This is a genomic window from Pseudomonas sp. S60 (genome assembly GCF_016647865.1).
Classification (GTDB): Bacteria; Pseudomonadota; Gammaproteobacteria; order Pseudomonadales; family Pseudomonadaceae; genus Aquipseudomonas; species Aquipseudomonas parafulva.
This window is the reverse complement of sequence record NZ_JACVVH010000036.1, coordinates 1-23,742: the sequence shown is the minus strand read 5'-3', so window position 1 is coordinate 23,742 and position 23,742 is coordinate 1. Positions and strand designations below refer to the sequence as shown.

At 64.2% G+C, this 23,742-nt stretch carries 19 protein-coding genes; 11 read left to right on the top strand and 8 right to left on the bottom strand.

What is annotated here, in order from left to right; translation table 11 throughout:
- Nucleotides 1–10: 10 nt before the first annotated feature.
- The 6 genes from purB (at nt 11) to IAE33_RS17860 (ending at nt 7,587) form a co-directional block, all read left to right on the top strand.
- On the top strand, nt 11–1,381 hold the full coding sequence (purB, locus tag IAE33_RS17885; protein ID WP_028632335.1) for an adenylosuccinate lyase: 1,371 nt from the start codon (nt 11–13) through the stop codon (nt 1,379–1,381).
- 81 nt (nt 1,382–1,462) lie between these two features.
- Nucleotides 1,463–2,629: a ribosomal protein uL16 3-hydroxylase gene (locus tag IAE33_RS17880; RefSeq protein WP_060482933.1), complete on the top strand. Its 1,167-nt coding sequence runs from the start codon at nt 1,463–1,465 to the stop codon at nt 2,627–2,629.
- Entirely contained in the window at nt 2,622–3,050 is a 429-nt protein-coding gene (locus IAE33_RS17875) for a GNAT family N-acetyltransferase (protein ID WP_028632333.1), read from the top strand. The genes IAE33_RS17880 and IAE33_RS17875 overlap by 8 nt, the downstream gene beginning before the upstream one ends.
- Nucleotides 3,051–3,240: 190 nt before the next feature.
- The gene (locus IAE33_RS17870) at nt 3,241–5,214 is read left to right on the top strand and encodes a DNA topoisomerase III (RefSeq protein ID WP_201164493.1); all 1,974 of its coding nucleotides are present in this window, start codon (nt 3,241–3,243) and stop codon (nt 5,212–5,214) included.
- 83 nt (nt 5,215–5,297) lie between these two features.
- Complete coding sequence (locus tag IAE33_RS17865; RefSeq protein WP_201164492.1) at nt 5,298–6,674, top strand: glutamine synthetase family protein; 1,377 nt, start codon at nt 5,298–5,300, stop codon at nt 6,672–6,674.
- Nucleotides 6,675–6,807: 133 nt separating this feature from the next.
- Nucleotides 6,808–7,587, top strand: a complete 780-nt coding sequence (locus tag IAE33_RS17860) for a TSUP family transporter (protein WP_028632330.1) — start codon at nt 6,808–6,810, stop codon at nt 7,585–7,587.
- On the opposite strand, the gene nudC is transcribed toward IAE33_RS17860, so the two are convergent.
- Both nudC and IAE33_RS17850 read right to left on the bottom strand, forming a co-directional pair.
- Nucleotides 7,555–8,385, bottom strand: a complete 831-nt coding sequence (gene nudC / locus IAE33_RS17855; RefSeq protein ID WP_028632329.1) for an NAD(+) diphosphatase — start codon at nt 8,383–8,385, stop codon at nt 7,555–7,557. The two genes, IAE33_RS17860 and nudC, sit on opposite strands and share 33 nt — an antisense overlap.
- A 35-nt stretch (nt 8,386–8,420) precedes the next feature.
- Entirely contained in the window at nt 8,421–9,233 is an 813-nt protein-coding gene (locus tag IAE33_RS17850) for a crotonase/enoyl-CoA hydratase family protein (protein WP_201164491.1), read from the bottom strand.
- Between the two features lie 162 nt (nt 9,234–9,395).
- Here IAE33_RS17850 and IAE33_RS17845 point away from each other — a divergent pair, with 162 nt between their 5' ends.
- On the top strand, nt 9,396–9,956 hold the full coding sequence (locus IAE33_RS17845) for a lipocalin family protein (RefSeq protein ID WP_060482929.1): 561 nt from the start codon (nt 9,396–9,398) through the stop codon (nt 9,954–9,956).
- Between the two features lie 39 nt (nt 9,957–9,995).
- Nucleotides 9,996–10,955, top strand: coding sequence for an MBL fold metallo-hydrolase (locus IAE33_RS17840; RefSeq protein ID WP_201164490.1), 960 nt, complete (start codon nt 9,996–9,998; stop codon nt 10,953–10,955).
- On the opposite strand, the gene IAE33_RS17835 is transcribed toward IAE33_RS17840, so the two are convergent.
- Both IAE33_RS17835 and IAE33_RS17830 read right to left on the bottom strand, forming a co-directional pair.
- A complete protein-coding gene (locus IAE33_RS17835; RefSeq protein ID WP_201164489.1) occupies nt 10,956–12,239 on the bottom strand; it encodes a Zn-dependent hydrolase in 1,284 nt (427 codons plus the stop codon).
- A gap of 53 nt (nt 12,240–12,292) precedes the next feature.
- A complete protein-coding gene (locus IAE33_RS17830) occupies nt 12,293–13,783 on the bottom strand; it encodes an NCS1 family nucleobase:cation symporter-1 (RefSeq protein WP_201164488.1) in 1,491 nt (496 codons plus the stop codon).
- Nucleotides 13,784–14,119: 336 nt separating this feature from the next.
- On the opposite strand from IAE33_RS17830, the gene hydA reads away from it, so the two are divergent.
- The 3 genes from hydA to preA are packed head-to-tail and all read left to right on the top strand — an operon-like array spanning nt 14,120 to nt 18,258.
- Nucleotides 14,120–15,559, top strand: coding sequence for a dihydropyrimidinase (gene hydA / locus IAE33_RS17825; protein WP_201164487.1), 1,440 nt, complete (start codon nt 14,120–14,122; stop codon nt 15,557–15,559).
- A gap of 57 nt (nt 15,560–15,616) precedes the next feature.
- Complete coding sequence (locus IAE33_RS17820; RefSeq protein WP_201164486.1) at nt 15,617–16,984, top strand: NAD(P)-dependent oxidoreductase; 1,368 nt, start codon at nt 15,617–15,619, stop codon at nt 16,982–16,984.
- Nucleotides 16,984–18,258, top strand: a complete 1,275-nt coding sequence (preA, locus tag IAE33_RS17815; RefSeq protein ID WP_201164485.1) for an NAD-dependent dihydropyrimidine dehydrogenase subunit PreA — start codon at nt 16,984–16,986, stop codon at nt 18,256–18,258. The genes IAE33_RS17820 and preA overlap by 1 nt, the downstream gene beginning before the upstream one ends.
- A gap of 15 nt (nt 18,259–18,273) precedes the next feature.
- On the opposite strand, the gene IAE33_RS17810 is transcribed toward preA, so the two are convergent.
- The 4 genes from IAE33_RS17810 to gnd form a co-directional block, all read right to left on the bottom strand.
- Nucleotides 18,274–18,894, bottom strand: coding sequence for a TetR/AcrR family transcriptional regulator (locus tag IAE33_RS17810; RefSeq protein ID WP_028632320.1), 621 nt, complete (start codon nt 18,892–18,894; stop codon nt 18,274–18,276).
- A 75-nt stretch (nt 18,895–18,969) separates the two neighbouring features.
- Nucleotides 18,970–20,766, bottom strand: a complete 1,797-nt coding sequence (locus IAE33_RS17805; RefSeq protein ID WP_201164484.1) for a glycoside hydrolase family 15 protein — start codon at nt 20,764–20,766, stop codon at nt 18,970–18,972.
- 30 nt (nt 20,767–20,796) lie between these two features.
- The gene (gene zwf / locus IAE33_RS17800; RefSeq protein ID WP_201164483.1) at nt 20,797–22,305 is read right to left on the bottom strand and encodes a glucose-6-phosphate dehydrogenase; all 1,509 of its coding nucleotides are present in this window, start codon (nt 22,303–22,305) and stop codon (nt 20,797–20,799) included.
- Nucleotides 22,302–23,285, bottom strand: coding sequence for a phosphogluconate dehydrogenase (NAD(+)-dependent, decarboxylating) (gene gnd / locus IAE33_RS17795; RefSeq protein WP_201164482.1), 984 nt, complete (start codon nt 23,283–23,285; stop codon nt 22,302–22,304). The genes zwf and gnd overlap by 4 nt, the downstream gene beginning before the upstream one ends.
- Nucleotides 23,286–23,742 lie beyond the last annotated feature (457 nt).

The following is a 23,742-nucleotide window of genomic DNA, read 5'->3' as shown; positions in this document are numbered from 1 at the left end:
AGAACACCCCATGCAGCTTTCTTCGCTCACTGCGGTTTCCCCTGTTGACGGCCGTTACGCCGGCAAAACCCAGGCCTTGCGCCCCATCTTCAGCGAATTCGGCCTGATCCGTTTCCGCGCCCTGGTCGAAGTGCGCTGGTTGCAGCGCCTGGCGGCCCACCCGCAAATCGGCGAAGTGCCGGCGTTCTCGGCCGAGGCCAACGCCGTGCTCGACAGCCTGGCCACCGATTTCAAGCTTGAACACGCCGAACGCGTCAAGGAAATCGAGCGCACCACCAACCACGACGTCAAGGCTATCGAGTACCTGCTCAAGGAGCAGGCTGCCCAGTTGCCAGAACTGGCCAAAGTCAGCGAGTTCATCCACTTCGCCTGCACCAGCGAGGACATCAACAACCTGTCCCACGCCCTGATGCTGCGCGCTGGCCGTGATGACGTGCTGCTGCCGCTGATGCGCCAGATCGCCGAGGCCATCCGTGCCCTGGCCCATGCCCACGCCGAGGTGCCGATGCTGTCGCGCACCCACGGCCAGCCAGCCTCGCCAACCACCCTCGGCAAGGAACTGGCCAACGTCGTGTACCGCCTGGAGCGCCAGATCGCCCAGGTGGCTGCCGTGCCGCTGCTGGGCAAGATCAACGGTGCCGTGGGCAACTACAATGCCCACCTGTCGGCCTACTCGCAGGTCGACTGGGAGCAGAACGCCCGCGCCTTCATCGAAGACGAGCTGGGCCTGCAGTTCAACCCCTACACCACGCAAATCGAGCCGCACGACTACATCGCCGAACTGTTCGATGCCATTGCCCGCTTCAACACCATCCTCATCGACTTCGACCGGGATGTGTGGGGCTACATTTCGCTGGGTTACTTCAAGCAGAAGACCGTGGCTGGCGAAATCGGCTCATCGACCATGCCGCACAAGGTCAACCCGATCGACTTCGAGAACTCCGAAGGCAACCTGGGCATCGCCAACGCGCTGTTCCAGCACCTGGCCAGCAAGCTGCCGATCTCGCGCTGGCAGCGCGACCTCACCGACTCCACCGTGCTGCGCAACCTGGGCGTGGGTTTTGCCCACAGCGTCATCGCCTACGAAGCCAGCCTGAAAGGCATCGGCAAGCTGGAAGTGAACGAAGCCCGCATCGCGGCCGACCTCGACGCCTGCTGGGAAGTGCTCGCCGAGCCGATCCAGACCGTCATGCGTCGCTTCAACATCGAGAACCCCTACGAGAAGCTCAAGGAGCTGACCCGTGGCAAGGGCATCACCCCTGATGCACTGCTGACCTTCATCGACGGCCTGGACATGCCAGCCGACGCCAAGGCCGAGCTCAAGCAGCTGACCCCTGCGACCTACATCGGTAACGCGGCAGCCCAGGCCAAGCGCGTCTAAAGCAACCGTCGCGCCCAACGCCCGGCCTGGCCGGGCGTTTTTATTCCCGTAAAAAAATTACGATTTTTCAATAGGTTGAACATGAATCCTGATACTCCACTGCAGCTGCTGGGCGGCATTTCTGCCCGTGAATTCATGCGCGACTACTGGCAGAAGAAGCCGCTGCTGGTGCGCCAGGCGTTCCCCGATTTCATCAGCCCGATCGACCCCGACGAACTCGCGGGCCTGGCGCTGGAGGAAGAAGTGGAGTCGCGGATCGTGCTGGAGCACGGCGCCCACCCCTGGGAACTGCGTCGCGGCCCGTTCAACGAAGACACCTTCGCCGAGCTGCCAGAAAAAGACTGGACCCTGCTGGTTCAGGCGGTGGACCAGTTTGTGCCGGAAGTGGCCGAGCTGCTGGAAAACTTCCGTTTTCTGCCCAGCTGGCGCATCGATGACGTGATGATCAGCTTCGCGGCCCCAGGCGGCAGCGTTGGCCCGCACTTCGACAACTATGACGTGTTCCTGCTGCAAGGCCACGGCCAGCGCAACTGGAAAGTGGGCCAGATGTGCAGCAGCGACAGCGCGCTGCTGGAGCACAGCGACCTGCGCATCCTGGCCGAATTCGAGCAGAGCGGTGAGTGGACCCTGGAGCCCGGTGACATGCTCTACCTGCCACCGCGCCTGGCCCACTATGGCGTGGCGGTGGACGACTGTCTAACCTACTCTGTCGGCTTCCGTGCCCCAAGCGCCGCCGAAGTGCTGACCCACTTCACCGACTTCCTCGGCCAGTTCCTGCCGGACGAAGAGCGCTACAGCGACGCTGACGCGCAGCCCGCCAGCGACCCTCACCAGATCCAGCACGATGCCCTCGACCGCCTCAAGGCGCTGCTCGAGAAGCATATGGGTGACAAGGACCTGCTGCTGACCTGGTTCGGCCAGTTCATGACCGAGCCGCGCTACCCCGAGCAAATCGTCGGCGAAGAGCTGTCGGAAGAAGAACTGATCGATGCCCTTGAGCAGGGTGCGATCCTGATCCGTAACCCGAGCGCGCGCATGGCCTGGTCGGAGTTCGAACAAGACCTGTTGCTGTTCGCCAGCGGTCGCAGCTGCCCGCTGCCTGGCAAGTTGCGCGAATTGCTGAAGCTGGTGTGCGCAGCCGATGCCCTGCACATCGACAACCTCGGCCAATGGCTGCAGGATGAAGACGCACTGATGCTGGTGCAGCAACTGGTCAAGCAAGGAAGCCTGGGATTCGCCAATGAATAAAATTCGTGTGCGCCTCGCCGATTGGCACAAGGACAACGCCGACATCCGCCGCATCCGTGAAGCGGTGTTCATCGCCGAGCAACACGTGCCGCCTGAACTTGAATGGGACTCCGATGACCCGACGGCGGTGCACTTCCTGGCCGTTGAAGGTGACTATGCGATCGGTACGGCCAGGCTGCTGTCTGACGGCACCATCGGCCGTGTGTCGGTGCTCAAGGACTGGCGGGGCTTGAAGGTGGGCGATGCCTTGATGAATGCGGTAATCGCCGAAGCGCAGCACCGTGATCTGAAAACGCAGCGCCTGAGTGCCCAGGTGCATGCCACACCGTTTTACGAACGGCTGGGCTTTCGCGTGGTGAGTGAGGAGTTCCTGGAGGCGGGTATTCCGCACGTGGACATGTTGCGCGACGCCCAAGGCTGACACGCAGGGCCGCCCTGCGGCCCTGTCACGCGGTGCGCTCGCGCCTACCAAGGGGTATCGAGCGAGCGCATACCGCGTTGACCGCACACAAACCTTCACAAAAACCTGTACATCCATCCAGATAAAACTTGCCTCCCGGCGCCTGCTTGCGCATCCTAGTGCCCATCTACCTGATGAAGCGTCTGCGGCCATGCGCCTGTTCCTCTGTGAAAAGCCCTCCCAGGCAAAAGACATCGCCAAGGTGCTCGGCGCCCATCGCAAGGCCGACGGCTGCTGGCAGGGTACCGACGTCTGCGTAACCTGGTGCATCGGCCACCTGCTGGAAACCGCCCCGCCAGACAGCTACGACGAGCGCTACAAGCGCTGGAACCTCGCCGACCTGCCGATCATCCCGGCGCAGTGGAAGATGCAGGTCAAACCCAAAACGGCCAGCCAGTTCAAGGCGGTCAAGCGCCTGCTGGGCGAAGCCCGCGAGCTCGTCATCGCCACCGATGCGGACCGCGAAGGCGAAATGATCGCCCGCGAGCTGGTCGAGCATTGCCGTTACCGAGGCCCGGTACAGCGGTTGTGGCTGTCGGCCCTGGACGATGCGTCCATTCGCAAGGCCCTGGCCCGCCTGCTGCCCGGCCACGAAACCTTCAACCTGTACCATTCGGCCCTGGGCCGCTCCCGCGCCGACTGGCTGATCGGCATGAACATGAGCCGGCTGTTCACCCTGCTGGGCCGGCAATCGGGCTATCAGGGGGTGCTGCCAGTGGGCCGGGTACAAACCCCTACCCTGCGCCTGGTGGTCGACCGCGACCGCAGCATCGCCGATTTCGTGCCTGTCCCCTTCTGGGCTATCGATGTGCAACTGGCCCACGCCGGCCAGGCCTTCAACGCCCAGTGGCGGGCGCCGGACGACACCTGCGACGAGCAGGGCCGCTGCCTGAACCAGGCACTGGCGCAACAGGCCGCAGTAGACATCGGCAATGCCGGGGTCGCACACGCCACCCGGGTGAGCACAGAGCGGGTGCGCGAAGCCGCCCCCCTGCCCTTTGATCTCGGCACGTTGCAGGAGCTGTGCTCGAAAAAATTCGGCCTGGGTGCCCAGGAAACCCTGGACATCGCCCAGGCCCTGTACGAAACACACAAACTGATCACCTACCCACGCAGCGACTGCGGCTACCTGCCGCTCAGCCAGCACAGTGAGGCGCCTGGCATTCTGGCTGCACTGCAGCGGGCCGATGCCAGCCTGGCACCGCTGCAGCCACACCTGGAGCCCCAGCGCCGCTCCCGGGCCTGGAACGACGCCAAGGTCAGCGCACACCACGGCATCATCCCCACGGCTGCCGCCAGCGACCCGGCGCGGCTACCGGCCAAGCACAAGGCTGTGTATACCCTGATCCGCGCCCGCTACCTGGCGCAGTTTCTGCCAAACCACGAATATGACCGCACCCAGGCCGACTTCGATTGCGCCGGCCACGCCCTGCGGGCCGTCGGCAAACAGATTGTCGAGCCGGGCTGGCGACGCGCCCTGCCCGAAGCCCTCACACCGGCCAAGGGTCGTGAAGCCGCCCCGCCTCAGGTACTGCCGGCGCTGAGCCAGGGCCAGGGCTGCGCCGTACAGGCGGTGCAGTTGAAGGACCTGTGGACCCAGCCACCCAAGCCGTTCACCGAGGGTGATCTCATCAAGGCCATGAAGAACGTGGCCAAACTGGTAGACGACCCGCGGCTGAAACAGAAGCTGAAAGAAACCACCGGCATCGGCACCGAGGCCACCCGCGCCAGTATCATCCAGGGCCTGCTCGACCGCGGCTACCTGGTCAAGAACGGCAAGGCGCTGTCTGCCACCCCTGCGGCGTTCAGCCTGATTGATGCAGTGCCCCGCGCCATCGCCGATCCAGGCACTACCGCTATCTGGGAGCAGGCATTGGACATGGTGCAAAGCGGCGAAATGAGCCTGGACGAATTCGTCACCCGCCAGTCGGCCTGGATGGGCAAGCTGGTAGAACGCTGCAGCGGCCTGCGCATGACCATCAGCGGGCCAGCAGCCGGCACGGCCCCGCCGTGGAAAAAGAAGCGCAGAAGCGGCGGCAAAGCCAAGGCCGCCGCAGGCAAAACGGCAACCGGCAAGGCTGTAGGGGGCAAAGCGAGGGTAACCCGCAGGAAGACCAGCCCCTGACCCAGGTCAAGGGTGCAGCACGCGGGCCTGGCACCGGGTAGGGCTTCTGCTAGATTGGATTGAAACAATCTTGGATACGTTTCATGAGCTCAGGCTTGGACAGCACGGCCAACACCGCCACCGACTTCCCCGACCTGCCCAGCGAAGTGCGCGCGTTCAGGGCGCACTACCCTGAGGTACGCTATGTCGATCTGCTGTGCCTCGACATCCCTGGCCACTTCTACGGCAAGCGCTACCCCATCGACATGCTGGAAAACGTTGCTGCAGGCAGCCCCCTGAAGCTGCCACAAAATGCCGTGCTGCTAGGGGCACAGGGCGGCTTGTTCCCCATCGGTGACTACTGTTTCAGCGATGGCGACCCGGATGCCGTGCGCCGGCTGATACCCGGCACACTCAAGCCGGTGACCTGGGAGCAGCAAGCGCTGGGGCAGATGCTGATCACCACCGACGGCACCCCCGCGCCCATCGAGTTCGAACCCCGCGAAGTACTGGCCAGGGTGCTGCAACGCCTGGCGCGGCGCGGTATCCACCCGGTAGTCGCATTCGAATTGGAGTTCTACCTGTTCGACCGCGCACTGAAAGACGGCTTGCCGCAGTGCCCCCGCGACAGCCTGACAGGCGATGCGGATAACCAGCCGAACATGCACATGGAGCGGCTGTCGCGCTTTGGCGACGTGCTGCGCGACATGGTCGACACCGCCAACCTGCAAGGCGTGGACGCCAACGTGATCAGCGCGGAACTGGGCCCCGGCCAGTTCGAGATCAACTTTGGCCACTGCGATGATGGCCTGCGTGCGGCAGACTGGGCCGCACTGTTCTGCCGCAGCACCCGTGGCGTCGCGCTCAAACACGGCTACCGCGCCTCGTTCATGAGTAAACCCTACCTGCAGGCACCTGGCAGCGGCATGCATGTGCACGTCAGCCTGTACGATGCAGCGGGCAGCAACCTGCTGGCAGCGGGCGGCCAGCGCCCGCTTCGCCACGCTGTGGCCGGCTGCCTGGCACTGCTGCCCCATTGCATGCCGATATTTGCTGCCAACCACAACGCCTTCCGCCGCTACGGCGCCATGGTCAATGCGGCCAGCCGCGCCAGTTGGGGCTTCGAAGACCGCGACGCATGCATCCGCATCCCGGAGTCAGACCCGGCCAATTTACGCATCGAACACCGGCTTGCCGGTGCCGATGCCAACCCCTACCTGGTCCTGGCGGCCATCCTGTGCGGCATGGAACAAGGGCTCGATACCAGGCAGGAACCGATCGCCCCGCTGAACGAGGACCGCAGCAGCGGCATCGATTTCCCCACGGACATGCTCAGCGCCGTGGCCGCCATGCGGCACCACCCGGCGGCCAAACAAGGCCTGGGGGAGGAGTTCGTGATGGTGTACTGCGAAAACAAGCGCCAGGACCACCTGGCGTTCATGCAAGAGGTGAGCGCTCGGGAGTACCGCTGGTTCCTATGACGAGGCCAGCAAACGGCATGCTGTGCGTTCTGCAAAGCACTCGGCACTGGCACCGGCCCCGTCACGGCATTACCATGGGCTGCTTCGCACGCGGCTTGTTGTCGCACCCAGCCTCCCTGCCTGCCAGAACGCCATGCCCTTCGAGCTCACTGTTGAACCCCTCACCCTACTGATCCTGGTCCTGGTTGCCTTTGTCGCCGGTTTCATCGATGCCATCGCCGGCGGTGGCGGCCTGCTGACCACCCCCGCCCTGCTCACGGCCGGCATGCCGCCTCACCTGGTGCTGGGTACCAACAAGCTCAGTTCCACATTCGGCTCTGCCACGGCGGGGTTCACCTACTACCGGCGCAAGCTGTTCCACCCGGTGCAATGGCGGCGGGCATTGCTCGGCACGTTGGTCGGCGCGCTGCTGGGCGCGGTGGTGGCCCACTACATGCCGGCCGAATGGCTGAACAAAATGCTGCCCGTGATCGTGTTTGCCTGCGGCATCTACCTGCTGTTCGGCGGCACGCCCAAGGCGCCGCTGGATGCCGAAGCGCCAATCAGCAAGAAGTGGCAGGCGCCGCAGGGCCTGGCCCTGGGCTTCTACGACGGCGTTGCAGGACCCGGCACCGGGGCATTTTGGACGGTGAGCACCCTGCTGCTGTACCCCATCGACCTGGTACGTGCCAGCGGCGTGGCCCGCAGCATGAACTTCGTCAGCAACATCGCAGCGCTGACGGTGTTCGTGTTGTCCGGGCAGGTGGATTACATCGTGGGCCTGTGTATGGGCCTGTCGGTGATGGTCGGCGCGTTCTTTGGTGCGCGCACCGCCATCAGCGGGGGCAGCAAGTTCATCCGCCCCGTGTTCATCACCGTGGTGCTGGCGCTGACCGTGCGCCTAGCGTGGCAGCACTGGTTCGGGCAGGCCTAACCGCCGTGCAACGTACAGGTCGATGAGGTGGCGGGCGATGGAGCGGCCCGCCGGCAGCGGCGGCAGGTGGTGCACGCTGAACCACTGCGCATCCTCGATTTCATCGGGCTGCATCACGATGTCGCCACCGGCGTACTCGGCATGAAAACCCAGCATCATCGAGTGTGGAAATGGCCAGCACTGGCTGCCCACGTACTGGATGTTCTTCACCTGCACCGCCACTTCTTCGTGTACCTCGCGCACCAGGCAATCCTCGGCAGACTCGCCGGGCTCGGCAAAGCCTGCCAGGGTGCTGTATACGCCGGCCACAAAGCGCGGAGAGCGTGCCAGCAGGATCTCATCGCCCCGGGTCACCAGCACGATCATGCTCGGTGAAATACGCGGGTAGCTGCGCAGGTCGCAGGCCGTACAGTGCATGGCCCGCTCCCAGCGGATTTGCGTCATGGCCTGGCCGCAGCTGCCGCAGAACCGGTGTTCCCGCGCCCAGGTGCCAATCTGTGCGGCATAGCCCAGCACCTTGTAGGTGTCGAAATCACCCTCCAGCATGAACGCGCGCAAGCCGCGCCAGCTGCAGCCTGGTAGGGCCGCTGCGCTGTGCAGCTCCAGCAGGAACACTGGCTGGCCGTCGAAATGGCCGATGCCGTGTTCACACAGCACGTCCAGGCCCTGGCGTTTCAGCCAGTCCCGGGGGAACATTGCTCCCTCGTCGGCCACCAGAAACCCTTCCGGGCTACGGGCCACTGCCAGGCCGCCGGTGATCTGGGGGTCGAGTACTGCAGTGGTCCAGCGTGCTGACATATCAGGGTTCCTGTAAGGCGCGTCCCCCGGGGTTGTCAGTCGGTGAACGTCGGTTTCTGTTTGCTCATGTGCGCTGCCATCGCCAGCCGAAGGTCTTCGGACTGCAGCATCGCAGCGTTCCAGGTAGCGATGTAGTCAAGGCCGTCGTCAACGCGGTGGTCACGCATGTAGCTGAGCAGGTGCTTGGTGCCGGCCACGGCAATGGGCGATTTTGCGGCAATGTCCCGGGCCATGGCAAAAACGCCGTCCAGCAGAGTCGCAGCGTCATCGTACACGCGGTTCACCAGGCCAATGCGCAGCGCCTCGTCAGCCTCCACATTGCGCCCGGTGTAGGCCAGCTCCCGCATCATGCCGTCGCTGATGATACGTGGCAAACGTTGCAGCGTGCCGACATCGGCCGCCATGCCCATGTCGATTTCCTTGATGGAAAACTGCGCGTCAGCGCTGCAATAGCGCATGTCGCAGGCTGATATCAGGTCGATGGCCCCGCCGATGCAGTAGCCCTGCACCGCCGCCAGTACCGGCTTGCGGCATTGGTCCACCGCATTGAACGAAGCCTGCATGCGCAGGATGGTCTTGCGCAACAGCCGCGCATTGCGCCCCACATCCTTGCCCAGCTGGCCCGCCACCGACGCCAGTAGCGCCAGGTCGATGCCGGCAGAAAAGTGCTTGCCGGCGCCACTGATGACCACCACCCGTATGGCATCGGTGTCGTCCACCCACTGGAAGATATCGATGATCTCCTCCCAGAATGCCGCATTCATGGCATTGAGCTTTTCAGGCCGGTTGATCTGGACGTGTGCGATGTTGTCGATCAGTTCGACCTTGAACGCGCTGTATTCGGCCATGGGCGACACTCCTGTGGGTATAAGGCGATGCCATCGATGGTAACCCAGGCAGGTGGCTGCACGTCTGCCAAAACCGGGACTGGTGCATCGTGCGATTGCGCACAACTTTTGCTCGCGCCTGGCATCGAAACATTCAGGCACCCAACTTCCGGGAGAAACGCAATGGCGATACGCAAGGCATTGATGCTTTCCTGCATGGCCCTGGCCCTTTACGGCTGCGCCGGCAACGATCACCCCGCCCCGCCGCGCACTCAGCAAGTGGACCTGCAACGCTACCAGGGCACCTGGTACGAACTGGCACGCCTGCCAATGTTCTTCCAGCGCAACTGCGTGCAGTCCGAGGCCCACTATGCCCTGCGCACCGATGGCCGCATCGACGTCACCAACCGCTGCAAGGAGAAGGACGGCGAGTGGAACGAGGCCAAGGGCATTGCCGAGGCCCAGCAGGCTGGCAGTACCGACAAGCTGTGGGTACGCTTCGACAACTGGTTCAGCCGCCTGGCACCGGACCTGACCAAGGGCGAGTACTGGGTGCTGTACCACGACAAGGACTACCGCGTGGCGCTGGTAGGCCACCCGAACCGGGAATACCTGTGGCTGCTGTCACGCACCCCCGCCATCCCCGACCAAACCCGCGACCAGTTGCTGGGCATCGCCCGTGAACAGGGTTACGACACCAGCAAGCTGGTGTGGCGCCAGGCTGATACCAAGGCCATGAACTGAACACCGCCCCGGCATAAGCCGGCCATCACAGGAGTAAGAATGGACCTGCTGTTTCTCGGCACTTCGGCCGGAGTGCCGACCAAGGCCCGCAATGTCAGCGCCACAGCGCTGCTCGAAACCACGGGCAGAGGCTGGTACCTGGTGGACTGTGGTGAAGGTACCCAGCACCGCCTGCTGCACACGCCGTTGTCCGCCCAGGACCTGGCAGGCATTTTCATCACCCATGTGCATGGCGATCATTGCCTGGGCCTGCCCGGCCTGTTGTCCAGTGCAAGCATGAATGGCCGGCGCGATCCCCTGAACGTGGTGTTGCCTGAGGCGCTGCACCCTTGGCTGCGCCTGAGCCTTGCGGCCACCGACAGCCACCTGTCTTTCGAGCTGCGGCTACTGGCGGTGGAAGGTTTCGAGGGTTGGCAGAACGGCACGGTCAAGGTCACCACCGTCGCGCTCTCCCATCGAGTGCCCAGTGTGGGGTATGTATTCGACGAAGTGTGTCCGCAGCCGCGCCTGAACACCGACCGCCTGGACGCCGAAGGCATCCCGCGCGGCCCTCTGTGGGGGGATTTGGCAAAGGGCCTGCCTGTGCAGCATGGTGAACGTGCGCTGGATGCCGCCGATTACCTGAGCCCGGGCCGTGCACCGCGTCGGGTCATCATCTGCGGAGATAATGATACCCCCGATTTGCTGGCAGGGGTGGCAGCCGATGCCGACGTACTGGTGCACGAGGCCACGTTCACCCAGCCGGCGGTGGAGCGCACAGGGGTTACCTACGGCCACAGCACCGCCGCTGATGTGGCGCACATGGCCGAGAGCGCCGGCGTCCGAAACCTGGTGCTGACGCACTTCAGCGCCCGCTACCAGGCAGACCCCCAACGCAGCCCCTCCATCGACGACGTACGCCATGAAGCCCAGGCGCATTATCGCGGCAACCTGACCTTGGCCGCCGACCTGCAGCGCTATCACCTGGGGCGCGATGGCTTGCTGGTGCCAGCATCCTGACTAGGCCGCCAGCTGCGCCTTGGCCACCGCCTGGGAAGCTGCCAGCATCGCTCGCAGCAACACCGCACAGCCCGCAGCCAAGTCCTCCGCCGTGGCATTCTCGATCTCGTTGTGGCTGATTCCATTCTCGCAGGGCACGAAAATCATCCCTGCCGGGCCCAGCTCTGCCAGGAAGATCGCGTCGTGCCCCGCCCCGCTGACGATGTCCATGTGCGGCAAACCCAACGCCTCGGCCGACTGGCGCACCGCGTCGACACAACCTTTGTCGAAGTACAAGGCCGGGAAGTCTGCCGTAGGCACCAGCTCATGGGCCAGACCATGCATGGCACAGGTGGCCTCGATCACTCCGCGCACTTCGGCAATCATCGCATCCAGCTGTTCACCCTCAAGGTGCCGGAAGTCCAGGGTCATGCGCACCTCCCCGGGTATCACGTTGCGCGAGCCCGGGTACGCCTGCAGACAACCCACTGTGCCGCAGGCGTGGGGCTGGTGAGCCAGCGCGGTACGGTTCACCGCCTGCACCACGGCCGCCGCACCTACCAGGGCGTCCTTGCGCAGGTGCATGGGGGTGGGGCCGGCATGCGCTTCGACCCCGCGCAAGGTCAGGTCGAACCACTTCTGGCCCAGCGCCCCCAGCACCACACCGATGGTTTTGGCCTGGTCTTCCAGAATCGGGCCTTGTTCGATGTGTGCCTCGAAGTACGCACCCACCGGGTGGCCGGTCACGCTGCGGGGCCCGGCATAGCCTATGGCACCCAGGGCCTCGCCGACGCTGGTGCCCTGGGCATCACGTTTGGCCAACGTGTCAGCCAGGCTGAATTTGCCGGCGAACACGCCTGAGCCCATCATGCACGGCGCAAAACGCGAGCCCTCTTCGTTGGTCCACACCACCACCTCCAGCGGCGCCTCGGTTTCCACGCCCAGGTCGTTGAGGGTGCGGATCACCTCCAGGCCAGCCATCACCCCAAAGCAGCCATCGAACTTGCCACCCGTGGGCTGCGTATCGATGTGGCTGCCCGTCATCACCGGTGGCAGCGCCGGGTTGCGCCCGGGGCGGCGGGCAAACAGGTTGCCTACACCATCGATGCTCACCGTGCACCCGGCCTGTTCGCACCACTGCACGAACAGGTCACGGGCCTGGCGGTCCAGGTCGGTCAGGGCCAGGCGGCAGACACCGCCTTTTGCAGTGGCCCCCAGGCGGGCCAGGTCCATCAGCGATTGCCACAGGCGTGCGCTGTCGACGTGCTGGTCAGTGCTTTGCAGAAGGTCTTGGGCTGGGTTCACGGGTTCATCCTCAGGCATTGTTGTGATCGTGGCGCACGGCGGGTGTGCCGGCTTCAAGGCAACGGCTTGGCTACCCGCGCAGGGGTGCGGGCGGCCAAGCCGGCGAACAGGTAATACATGGCGGCCCCGAGCAACGACCCGGTGAACCAGCCATAGTCGTAGAACCAGCTGAAGCGGCTGTTGCCGATGGCCATCACGGTCAATGCCACCGGCACGCCAAAGGCGGCAAACCCGGCCCAGTTCCAGGCCGGGTAAACGTCGTCGCGGTACAGCCCGGCCAGGTCCAGCTGCTGGCGACGCACCAGGAAGTAGTCCACCACCATGATGCCGGCAATCGGCCCCAGCAGGCTGGAGTAGCCCAGCAGCCAATTGGAATACACGCTTTCAAGGCTGAGGTCGGACACAATCAAGCCCAGCTTCTTCAGCAACTCGTGGCCCATCAGGGCCAAGCCGATGAAGCCGGTAAGCCATACCGCCCGGCTGCGCCCAATCAAACGGGGGGCAATGTTCTGGAAGTCGTTGGTGGGCGAGACGATGTTCGCCGCCGTGTTGGTCGACAGAGTGGCTATCACGATCAGCGCCATGGCCAGGGCCACCCAGAACGGGCTGTGGATCTTGCCGATCAGGCTGACCGGGTCCGACACGGTTTCGCCCACCAGCGAGGCGGAAGCCGCCGTGAGTACCACGCCCAATGACGCAAACAGGAACATGGTCAGCGGCAAACCGAAAATCTGCCCCAGAATCTGGTCCTTCTGGCTGCGGGCATAGCGGCTGAAGTCCGGTATGTTCAGCGACAGCGTGGCCCAGAAACCGACCATGGCGGTAAGCCCGGCGCAGAAGTAGCCGACCATGCTCGCCCCCTCGGGGCGCTTGGGCGGCTGGGCCAGCAGTTCGGTCATCGACATGTGCGGCAGTGCCCATACCAGCAGGCCCAGGCCCACCGCCACCAGCAACGGCGCCGAGAGGGTTTCGAGCCACTTGATGGACTCGGCACCGCGCAGCACCACCCACAGGTTCAGGCACCAGAAAATCATGAAGCCGATCACCTCGCCGGTGCCGCCCAGGGCCTTCCAGCCCTCGAACACCGAGCCCAGGAACAGGTGGATGGCCAGCCCGCCGAACAAGGTCTGGATACCGAACCAGCCGCAGGCCACCACCGCCCGCACCAGGCACGGCACATTCGAACCCAACACACCAAACGACGAGCGCAGCAGTACCGGGAACGGGATACCGTACTTTGTCCCGGGGAACGCATTGAGCGTCAGCGGAATCAGCACGATCAGGTTGGCCAACAGGATGGCCATCAACGCTTCGCCCACGCTCAGGCCAAAATAGGCCGTGAGCACGCCCCCGAGGGTGTAGGTGGGCACACACACCGACATGCCGACCCACAGTGCAGTGATGTGCCATTTGTTCCAGGTGCGCTGGTGCACCTTGGTAGGTGCGATGTCGGCGTTGTAGCGCGGGCTGTCGAGTACATCGCTGCCCTCGCACAGCTCGAACAGGCCATTTTGCTCGACCACTTGCGATCTGCTCTGTTGCATGGGGCCTTCTCCAGATTTGTTGTAGTTGTTTGCTCATCGGGCTAATGCGATGGCCGGAGTACACACGCTGAATGTGGTTAAAATCTTGACCAGATCTGTATCTTGTCAAGTCAGTCAACGTCTCCTGAAACCCGCATGCTAGACCGCTGAATAATTTTTTGTTGTTTACTATCAACAACTTAAAAACCACAAAATTCGTGGGAATTATTTCTTGCTGAATGCGCAATCAGCATCTAGCCTCGATTCTTGTCAGTCCTGGCAGGATCACAACCTGCCAGGCCTGCCCCGACAATTCCAAGAACCGGCCAAGACCGGTCAGCCTGCGAGGAAGACGGTATGCCCCTGTTGATCCGTGGCGCCACCGTGGTCACCCACGAAGAAAGCTACCCCGCCGATGTGCTATGTGCCGAGGGCCTGATCCAGGCCATCGGCCAGAACCTTGAAGCGCCCACCGACTGCGAAATACTCGATGGCAGCGGCCAATACCTGATGCCCGGCGGCATCGACCCGCACACCCACATGCAACTGCCGTTCATGGGCACGGTGGCCAGCGAAGACTTCTTCAGCGGCACCGCTGCCGGGCTTGCGGGCGGTACCACGTCCATCATTGATTTCGTCATCCCCAACCCTCAGCAATCGCTGTTGGAGGCCTTCCACACCTGGCGCGGCTGGGCACAGAAAAGCGCCAGCGACTATGGCTTCCACGTCGCCATCACCTGGTGGAGCGAGCAGGTGGCCGAAGAAATGGGCGAACTGGTGAGCCAGCATGGGGTAAACAGCTTCAAGCACTTCATGGCGTACAAGAACGCGATCATGGCCGCCGACGACACCCTGGTGGCCAGCTTCGAGCGCTGCCTGCAACTGGGCGCGGTGCCCACCGTGCATGCCGAAAACGGCGAGCTGGTGTACCACCTGCAGAAAAAACTGCTGGCCCAGGGCATGACCGGGCCAGAAGCGCACCCGCTGTCGCGCCCGTCCCAGGTTGAGGGAGAAGCGGCAAGCCGAGCCATCCGCATCGCCGAAACCCTGGGCACCCCGCTGTACCTCGTGCACATCTCCAGCCGCGAGGCCCTGGACGAAATCACCTATGCGCGCAGCAAGGGCCAACCGGTCTACGGTGAAGTGCTGCCGGGCCATCTGCTGCTGGATGACAGTGTGTACCGCGACCCCGACTGGGCCACCGCCGCCGGCTACGTGATGAGCCCGCCGTTCCGCCCACGCGAACACCAGGAGGCCCTGTGGCACGGCCTGCTGTCTGGCAACCTGCACACCACGGCCACCGACCATTGCTGCTTCTGCGCCGAGCAGAAAGCCATGGGGCGGGATGACTTCAGCCGCATCCCCAATGGCACTGCGGGCATCGAGGACCGCATGGCCGTGTTGTGGGATGCCGGGGTGAACAGCGGGCGCCTGTCCATGCACGAGTTCGTCGCGCTGACTTCCACCAACACGGCGAAAATCTTCAACCTGTTCCCCCGCAAGGGCGCCGTGCGCGTGGGGGCTGACGCCGACCTGGTGCTGTGGGACCCGCACGGCACCCGCACCCTCTCGGCCAAGACCCACCACCAGCGCGTGGACTTCAACATCTTCGAAGGGCGAACGGTACGTGGCATACCCAGCCACACCATCAGCCAGGGCAAGGTGGTGTGGGCCGATGGTGACCTGCGCGCCGAAGCCGGGGCGGGCCGTTACGTGCAGCGCCCAGCGTACCCGTCGGTGTACGAGGTACTGGAACGTCGGGCCGAGCATCAGCGCCCAACACCCGTGCAGCGCTGAGCACCTGCCACGCAACCCTCGCGTTGTCTGCACTCATAAAAAAAAGAGGCTACCACCGTGATCGATCCCCTGAGCCATCTGCCGCGCCCCCAGGCCCGTGCAGACCAGCTGGCCGAGCGCTTCAGCGACCTGGCCCCACCCCTCACCGCCCGCCAGGCCGCCGTAGAAAGCGCGCGCTGCCTGTACTGCTACGACGCCCCGTGCATCAATGCCTGCCCCAGTGAAATCGACATCCCGTCGTTCATCCACCGTATCAGCGACGAGAACCTCCAGGGGGCGGCCCAGCGCATTCTCTCGGCCAACATCCTCGGCGGCAGTTGCGCCCGCGTATGCCCTACCGAAATTCTCTGCCAGCAGGCCTGCGTGCGGAACAATGCCCAGGAATGCGCACCCGTATTGATCGGCCAGTTGCAACGCTATGCACTGGATAACGCGCACTTCACAGAACACCCGTTTCGGCGCTCACCGGCCACCGGCAAACGGATCGCCGTGGTCGGTGCCGGCCCGGCCGGGCTGTCGTGCGCCCATCGCCTCGCTCTGCATGGGCACGAGGTGGTGGTGTTCGAAGCCAGTGACAAGCCAGGCGGCCTGAACGAATACGGCATCGCCCGCTACAAGCTGGTGGACGACTATGCCCAGCGTGAAGTGGCATTTCTGCTGGGCATTGGCGGTATCGAAATCCGCCACGGCCAGCGCCTGGGCGGCAACCTCAGCCTGGCCAGCCTGCGAGAGCAGTACGACGCGGTGTTCCTGGGCCTGGGCCTGAATGCCGTGCGCGACTTGGGCCTGCCGGATGAACATGCCCCAGGGCTGCTGCCAGCTACCCACTACATCCGCGAACTGCGCCAGGCCGATGACCTGAGCCAGTTGCCCCTGGCCGACCGCTGCCTGGTGATCGGCGCCGGCAACACCGCCATCGACATGGCCGTGCAAATGAGCCGCCTGGGTGCACTCGACGTCAACCTGGTGTACCGCCGTGGCCACGCCGACATGGGCGCCACGGACCACGAGCAGGCCATCGCCAAGGCCAACCAGGTGCGCCTGCACACCTGGGCACGCCCCGACACCGTGCTGCTGGACGAAGCCGGGCAGGTGCGCGGCATGCGCTTTGCCCGCACCGCCCTGGCAGAGGGCCGCCTGAGCGACACGGGCGAAACCTTCGAACTGGCCGCCGACGCCATTTTCAAGGCCATCGGCCAGGGCTTCGACAATGCCAGCCTGGTCGACCCGGCCGCCGCCCAGCTGGCACGCGAGGGGGAGCGCATTCGGGTAGACGCGCACATGCGCACCAGCCTGCCGGGCGTGTATGCCGGCGGCGACTGCACCGCGCTGGGCCAGGACCTCACCGTGCAGGCAGTGCAACACGGCAAGCTGGCGGCTGAAGCCATCCATGCCCAACTGATGACCAACGTGGAGGCTGCGTAATGGCTGACCTGTCGATCGAATTTGCCGGCATCAAGGCACCCAACCCCTTCTGGCTGGCGTCAGCGCCGCCTACCGACAAAGCCTATAACGTGGTACGGGCCTTCGAGGCGGGCTGGGGCGGCGTGGTGTGGAAGACCCTGGGCGAAGACCCTGCTGCGGTGAACGTGTCGTCGCGCTACTCGGCGCACTACGGCGCCAACCGCGTGGTGCAAGGCATCAACAATATCGAGCTGATCACCGACCGCTCGCTGGAAATCAACCTGCGTGAAATCACCCAGGTAAAGCGCGACTGGCCTGACCGGGCGCTGATCGTGTCGCTGATGGTGCCGTGCGAAGAAAACGCCTGGAAATTCATTTTGCCCCTGGTGGAAGCCACCGGTGCAGATGGGATCGAGCTGAACTTCGGCTGCCCCCACGGCATGCCCGAACGCGGCATGGGCGCCGCAGTGGGCCAGGTGCCGGAGTACGTGGAAATGGTCACGCGCTGGTGCAAGGCCTACTGCTCGCTACCCGTGATCGTCAAGCTCACGCCCAACATCACCGACATTCGCCAGTCGGCACGCGCCGCGCACCGGGGCGGGGCCGATGCGGTGTCGTTGATCAACACCATCAACTCCATCACCAGCGTCGACCTGGAGCGCATGGTGGCCCACCCCATCGTTGGCGACCAGAGCACCCACGGCGGCTATTGCGGGTCGGCGGTAAAACCGATTGCCCTGAACATGGTGGCAGAGATCGCCCGCGACCCGGCGACCCACGGCCTGCCCATCTGCGGCATTGGGGGCATTGGCAGTTGGCGGGATGCCGCCGAGTTCATCACCCTGGGCAGCGGTGCGGTGCAAGTGTGCACGGCGGCGATGCTGCATGGCTTTCGCATCGTGGAAGACATGAAAGACGGGCTGGCGCGCTGGATGGACCAGCACGGGCATCGCAGCCTGGAAGCATTCCGTGGCCAGGCGGTGGGGCACACCACTGACTGGAAGTACCTGGACATCAACTACAAGTCCATCGCCCACATCGACCCGCAAACCTGCATTGGCTGTGGCCGCTGCCACATCGCCTGCGAAGACACATCACACCAGGCGATCGCCAGCACCCCTGCAGCCGATGGCACCCATGTTTACCAGGTGATCGAGGAAGAATGCGTGGGCTGCAACCTGTGCCAGATCACCTGCCCGGTGCAGGACTGCATCGAGATGGTGGCCCAGGACACCGGCAAGCCCTACCTGAACTGGACCCAGGACCCACGCAACCCCTACCGCGAGGCCAGTTGAGGCCAAGCCTGCGCATCAGGGCTCCAGGCCGATGCCCCGCAGGATCACGCAGGTCACTGTCTGCACCGCGCGCTCGAAGGCGCGGTCAGACAGCGGCTGGCCGCCGTTGAGCAGGGTTACCTGGAAACCGAAGTCCGCGTAGTGCTGGGTGGAAGCCCAGATCATGTAGAGCAGCGCAGACGGCTCCACCGGCTGAATGCGCCCCTCTTCCACCCAACGGCGGATCTTGGCCTCCTTCAGCCGTGCCCAGGGCACCAGGCTTTCGCTGAGGTTGATGCCCAGCACCGGGGCACCGTGCAGCATCTCCTCGGCCCAGATCCGCGAACCCAGCGGCCGCGACCGGGAATGGCCCATCTTCGCCCGTATGTAGCTGGTCAGCACCACACGCGGGTCATCGAAATGCTCGAAGCACTGGGCGTCCTGCTTCCATTCCTCCAGCAAGTCTTGCAGCACGGCACGGAACAGCTCGTCCTTGGTGGTGAAGTAGTAGTGCAGGTTGGAACGCGGCAGCCCGGCCTGCTCGGCGATGTCGCCCATGGACGTGCCGCCGTAGCCCTGCTCGGCGAACACTTTTTCCGCAGCTTGCAGAATTTTTTGCACATTACGCCGGCGTATCTCGATCTTGTGGTTGGCCATCAGCCCACTGCCATCAGAAGGTAATACGCAAGGTTACCCCATGTAGGGCGATAGGCCGCAAACTGGCCACGTCGCCTACCCACACCTCGCCCTGTCCCGCGCCGGGCACTGTGCCCGGTGCAGGTTGATGGCCGTATTGATAATGCCGATATGGCTGAACGCCTGCGGGAAGTTGCCCAGCATGCGCTGGTCGGCCGGGTCGTACTGCTCGGCCAGCAGCCCCACGTCATTGCATAGCCCCGTCAGCCGCTCATACAGCGCCTGCGCTTCGGCCTGGCGCCCCAACAGCACATACACATCCGCCAGCCAGAACGAACACACCAGGAACGTGCCCTCGCCTGCAGTCAGGCCGTCACCGCAGCTGTCGGTGTCATAGCGCAGCAGCAGGCCGTTTTTCAGCAGGCGCTGCTCGATCTGCTCCAGCGTGCGCAGAAAACGTGGGTCCTCAGCGGGCAGGAAGCCGGTCAGGGCAATGTGCAGCAGGCTGGCATCCATCTCCGCAGAACCATACGCCTGGACGAAGTGACTGCCCCCGGCATCCAGGCCCTGCTCGCACACCTCCTGGTGGATCTGGTCGGCCACCTGGCGGTAGTGGCGGGCCTGTTCGCGGCCTTCTTCCGTGGTTTCGGCGAGCCCGGCGGCGCGGTCGAACGCCACCCAGGCCATGACCTTGGAGTGCACGAAGTGCTGCCGACCGCCGCGCACTTCCCAGATGCCTTCATCCGGGTCACGCCAGATGCTTTCGAGGTACGGCAGGATCAGCCGGGCGATGGCCGCACTGCGTGGGTGCCGAGGCAGCCCGCCGCGAATGGCCTGGCTCATGGCATCGGCCAGCTCGCCATAGATGTCCAGCTGGGTTTGGGCCGATGCCGCGTTGCCTACCCGCACCGGCTGGGAGTGCTCGTAACCGGCCAGCCACGGCAGGGTGTACTCCTGCAAGTCCCGTTCACCGGCCAGGCCGTACATGATCTGCATCTGCTCGGGGTTGCCGGCCACCGAGCGCAGCAACCATTCGCGCCACGCCTGCGCCTCTTCGAAGTAACCCAGGTTCATGAACGCCAGCAAGGTCATGGTGGCATCGCGCAGCCAGCAGAAGCGGTAGTCCCAGTTACGCTCACCGCCCAGGCGCTCGGGCAGCGAGGTGGTCACTGCGGCGACGATGCCCCCGGTAGGTGCGTAGGTCATGGCCTTGAGCACCAGCAACGAGCGGCGCACCAGCGCGGTGTACGGCCCCACCTCCGGGCAACGGAAAGCAAAGGTTTCCCACTGGTCCACCGTGTCCTTGAGCGAGGCGTCGACATCATGGTCGGGCTGCACCGGCAGGTGCGACAGCTGGTGGCGCAGGCTGAAGACCTGCCGCTCGCCAGCGCCCACCCGGAACCGCGCACCGGTGTGGTGATCGCGGGCGTGTGGCGGCACGCTGGTCGCCAGGATCAACCGGTCCGGCCCGGCCACGGCGCTGAGGGTAAGGGGCGCCAGGCGCTCGACCCAGGGCACCGTGCGCCCGTAGTCGAAGCGCATCACCAGGTCCATCTCGAAGTTGATTTCGCCGCTGATGCCCTCGACGATGCGCACCACCGAATTGACCTCACCCAGCGGCATGAAGTCCAGCACACGGGCACGCCCGGTGGCCGTTACCCAGGTGGTTTCCAGCACCAGCGTGTCGTCCAGATAGCGCCGGCTGCAGTGCTCCACGGGGTCGCACGGCGCCAGGCGCCACCGGCCGTTTTCTTCGTTGCCCAGCAGCGCCGCGAACACCGCAGGGGCATCGAAACGCGGCAGGCACAGCCAGTCGATCGAGCCGTCCTTGCTGACCAGGGCAGCACTGCGGCAGTTGCCCAGCAGGGCGTAGTCTTCAATATGAGCGGGCATTGAGGCTCCTGTGTGTGATTGCTGTTGGGCTCAACCCAAGCGGTGCCACTCGCGCTTGTCGCGGACGAGCAACTCATTGCCCGCTTCGGGCCCATCTTCCCCTGCCGCGTAATCGTGCACCTCGCCGCCCGCTGCCCAGGCATCCAGAAACGGCTGCACCGCCCGCCAGCCGTTCTCGATGTTGTCAGCGCGCTGGAACAACGTCTGGTCGCCGGTGAGGCAGTCGTAGATCAACGTTTCGTACCCGGTGGCAGGGGTCATCTTGAAGTAGTCCTTGTAGGCAAAGCCCAGCTCCACGTTCTCCATCACCAGCTCGGGGCCAGGGCGTTTGGCCTGCAGGTCGAACCACATGCCCTCGTTGGGCTGGATCTGGATTTTCAGGTAGTTGGGCTTGGGCCGCTCCAGCTCCGACTCGCGGAACTGGGCATAAGGCGCAGGCTTGAAGCAGATGGCGATTTCGGTGTCACGCACGCTCATGCGTTTGCCCGTGCGCAGGTAGAACGGCACACCCGCCCAGCGCCAGTTGTCGATCATCACCTTCAGCGCGACGAAGGTCTCGGTCTGGCTATCCTCGGCAACGTTCTCCTCCTGGCGGTACCCGGCAATCTGCTTGCGCCCCTGCTTGCCAGCCACGTACTGGCCACGCACGGAGTTCTTCAATGCCATCTTGGTGGACCAGGGCCGGATGGCACCGATGACCTTGGCTTTTTCGCCGCGCACGGCGTCCGCGGCAAATGCGGCAGGCGGCTCCATGGCAACCATTGCCAGCAGCTGGAACAGGTGGTTGGGTACCATGTCACGCAACGCGCCAGTGCTGTCGTAGAAGGCCCCCCGGGTTTCTACACCCACGGTTTCAGCCGCCGTGATCTGGATGTGATCGATGTAGTGGTTGTTCCAGAACGATTCGAACAGGCCGTTGGAAAACCGGCTGACCATGATGTTCTGCACCGTTTCCTTGCCCAGGAAGTGGTCGATGCGGTAGATCTGCCGCTCGTCCATTACCTTCAACAGGCAGGCATTGAGCGCCTGGGCGCTGGCCAGGTCGGTGCCGAAGGGTTTTTCCACCACCAGGCGGCGAAAACCACCGCCCGATTCATCCAGCAGGCCCGCCTCACCCAGCCGCTGGGCCACTTCGGGGAAAAAGCGCGGTGAGGTGGCGAGGTAGAAAATGGCGTTGCCGTGGCGGGTCTTGTTGACCCGCTCGGCAATGGCCTGGTACGTGGCCGGGTCCATGAAATCGCCGGTCTGGTAGTCCAGGCGTTTGGCCAGGCCGGCCCAGAGGGTTTCGTCCAGGCTGGCAGGCGCACCTTCACCGCCCTTGTCGCGCTCGGCGATGAAGGTGTGCAGGCGTTCGGCAAATTCCTCGGCGGTGGCAGTGTTGTGGTCCACGCCCACAATGCGCAGGTTGCGGTCCAACAGGCCGTCACGGCTGAGGTTGTACAGCGCCGGCATCAGCAGGCGCTTTACCAGGTCGCCATTGGCGCCAAACAGAAACAGGGTGCACGGTGGGGCAGCGGGGGTTTTCTGTTTTTTGCTCATTCAGGTTTTTTCTCGACGTGGCCACCAAACCCCAGGCGCATGGCCGAGAGCACTTTGTCACCGTAGGTACCCTGCTGCTGCCGGGAACGGAACCGTGCAAACAGCGCGCTGGACAGCACCGGCACCGGCACCGCTTGCTCCACTGCGGCATCGACGGTCCAGCGGCCTTCGCCGCTGTCCGACACCGAGCCGCTGAACTGGGCAAGCTGAGGGTCGGCCGCCAGCGCATCGGCGGTGAGGTCCAGCAGCCAGGACGTCACCACGCTGCCGCGTCGCCACACTTCGGCAATTTCCGCAACGTTCAGGTCGAAGCGCTGGTCCTCGGGCAATTCCGTACCGCCCTTGCTGCGCAGCAGGTCGAAGCCTTCGGCATAAGCCTGCATCAGCCCATACTCGATGCCGTTATGCACCATCTTCACGTAGTGCCCGGCGCCAGGCGGGCCGGCGTGGATATACCCGTGCTCGGCACGCTGGTGTTCCCCGCTCAGGCCATGGGTACGTGGGATTTCACCCACGCCAGGTGCGAGTGCCAGAAACAGCGGTTCCAGCCGCTCGAACACGTCCTTTTCGCCGCCAATCATCATGCAGTAGCCACGCTCCAGCCCCCACACGCCACCGGACGTGCCGACGTCCAGGTAATGCAGCCCGCGCGTGGCCAGCTCGGCGGCGCGGCGCATGTCGTCCTTGTAGAAGGTGTTGCCGCCGTCGATGATCGCATCCCCCGGTTCCAGCAGGTCGGCAAGCTGGGCGATGGTCTGTTCGGTAGGCTCGCCTGCCGGCAACATCACCCACACCGCACGGGGTGCCTGCAGTTGTGCCACCAATGCGCCCAGGTCGTGGGCAGCCTGGCTGCCCTCACCTTCCAGCGCGGTAACGGCATCCAGGTTGCGGTCGTGCACCACGGTGTGGTGGCCGGCGCGCATGAGCCGCCTTGCGATATTGCCGCCCATGCGGCCAAGCCCGACGATTCCCAATTGCATGAGCCGATGCTCCCCTTCTGGATTCTGGAATGGATGACGACAGTTCAGCCTTTCAGGTTAGTCCAGCGCGCTGCGCGAGGGTTCAGCGACGAACGGCACAAGGCCATGCGCCGCTTCGTGGACCACGCTGCATTATCACGCACCATCACAGTGCAGCCATGATGTTCAGTGCCCCGCAGCCTGCCCTCGGATGGGCCGCGCACAGGCCCGCTTGCGCAAGCGGCGCAAGCGCCAACGTTTGCGTCTGGCACGGGGCCTGACAATAGTGACCAGCGGGTCACATTTGTCACATTTTCTACCCTACACTCGATTGTCGGCCCAGCTTTTGCTGGAGGTGCAAGTGACGAAAATAAGTCGAACTTTCACGAAAGCCGGCAGGTCAGGAAATAAGTAGGCCAGAGGGATGGGTATCTCCCCCCATTAGCCCCCCCCCCCCCCAACAAGGCCTTTTTCATTT

What these genes read in the sequence shown, in the direction of transcription:
- purB (WP_028632335.1), top strand. Translation starts at nt 11, where the DNA reads ATGCAGCTTTCTTCGCTCACTGCGGTTTCCCCTGTTGACGGCCGTTAC.
- IAE33_RS17860 (WP_028632330.1), top strand. Translation starts at nt 6,808, where the DNA reads ATGCCCTTCGAGCTCACTGTTGAACCCCTCACCCTACTGATCCTGGTC.
- IAE33_RS17850 (WP_201164491.1), bottom strand. Translation starts at nt 9,233, where the DNA reads ATGGCCGAATACAGCGCGTTCAAGGTCGAACTGATCGACAACATCGCA.
- IAE33_RS17875 (WP_028632333.1), top strand. Translation starts at nt 2,622, where the DNA reads ATGAATAAAATTCGTGTGCGCCTCGCCGATTGGCACAAGGACAACGCC.
- IAE33_RS17865 (WP_201164492.1), top strand. Translation starts at nt 5,298, where the DNA reads ATGAGCTCAGGCTTGGACAGCACGGCCAACACCGCCACCGACTTCCCC.
- IAE33_RS17880 (WP_060482933.1), top strand. Translation starts at nt 1,463, where the DNA reads ATGAATCCTGATACTCCACTGCAGCTGCTGGGCGGCATTTCTGCCCGT.
- IAE33_RS17840 (WP_201164490.1), top strand. Translation starts at nt 9,996, where the DNA reads ATGGACCTGCTGTTTCTCGGCACTTCGGCCGGAGTGCCGACCAAGGCC.
- IAE33_RS17830 (WP_201164488.1), bottom strand. Translation starts at nt 13,783, where the DNA reads ATGCAACAGAGCAGATCGCAAGTGGTCGAGCAAAATGGCCTGTTCGAG.
- hydA (WP_201164487.1), top strand. Translation starts at nt 14,120, where the DNA reads ATGCCCCTGTTGATCCGTGGCGCCACCGTGGTCACCCACGAAGAAAGC.
- zwf (WP_201164483.1), bottom strand. Translation starts at nt 22,305, where the DNA reads ATGAGCAAAAAACAGAAAACCCCCGCTGCCCCACCGTGCACCCTGTTT.
- IAE33_RS17810 (WP_028632320.1), bottom strand. Translation starts at nt 18,894, where the DNA reads ATGGCCAACCACAAGATCGAGATACGCCGGCGTAATGTGCAAAAAATT.
- nudC (WP_028632329.1), bottom strand. Translation starts at nt 8,385, where the DNA reads ATGTCAGCACGCTGGACCACTGCAGTACTCGACCCCCAGATCACCGGC.
- IAE33_RS17805 (WP_201164484.1), bottom strand. Translation starts at nt 20,766, where the DNA reads ATGCCCGCTCATATTGAAGACTACGCCCTGCTGGGCAACTGCCGCAGT.
- gnd (WP_201164482.1), bottom strand. Translation starts at nt 23,285, where the DNA reads ATGCAATTGGGAATCGTCGGGCTTGGCCGCATGGGCGGCAATATCGCA.
- preA (WP_201164485.1), top strand. Translation starts at nt 16,984, where the DNA reads ATGGCTGACCTGTCGATCGAATTTGCCGGCATCAAGGCACCCAACCCC.
- IAE33_RS17845 (WP_060482929.1), top strand. Translation starts at nt 9,396, where the DNA reads ATGGCGATACGCAAGGCATTGATGCTTTCCTGCATGGCCCTGGCCCTT.
- IAE33_RS17870 (WP_201164493.1), top strand. Translation starts at nt 3,241, where the DNA reads ATGCGCCTGTTCCTCTGTGAAAAGCCCTCCCAGGCAAAAGACATCGCC.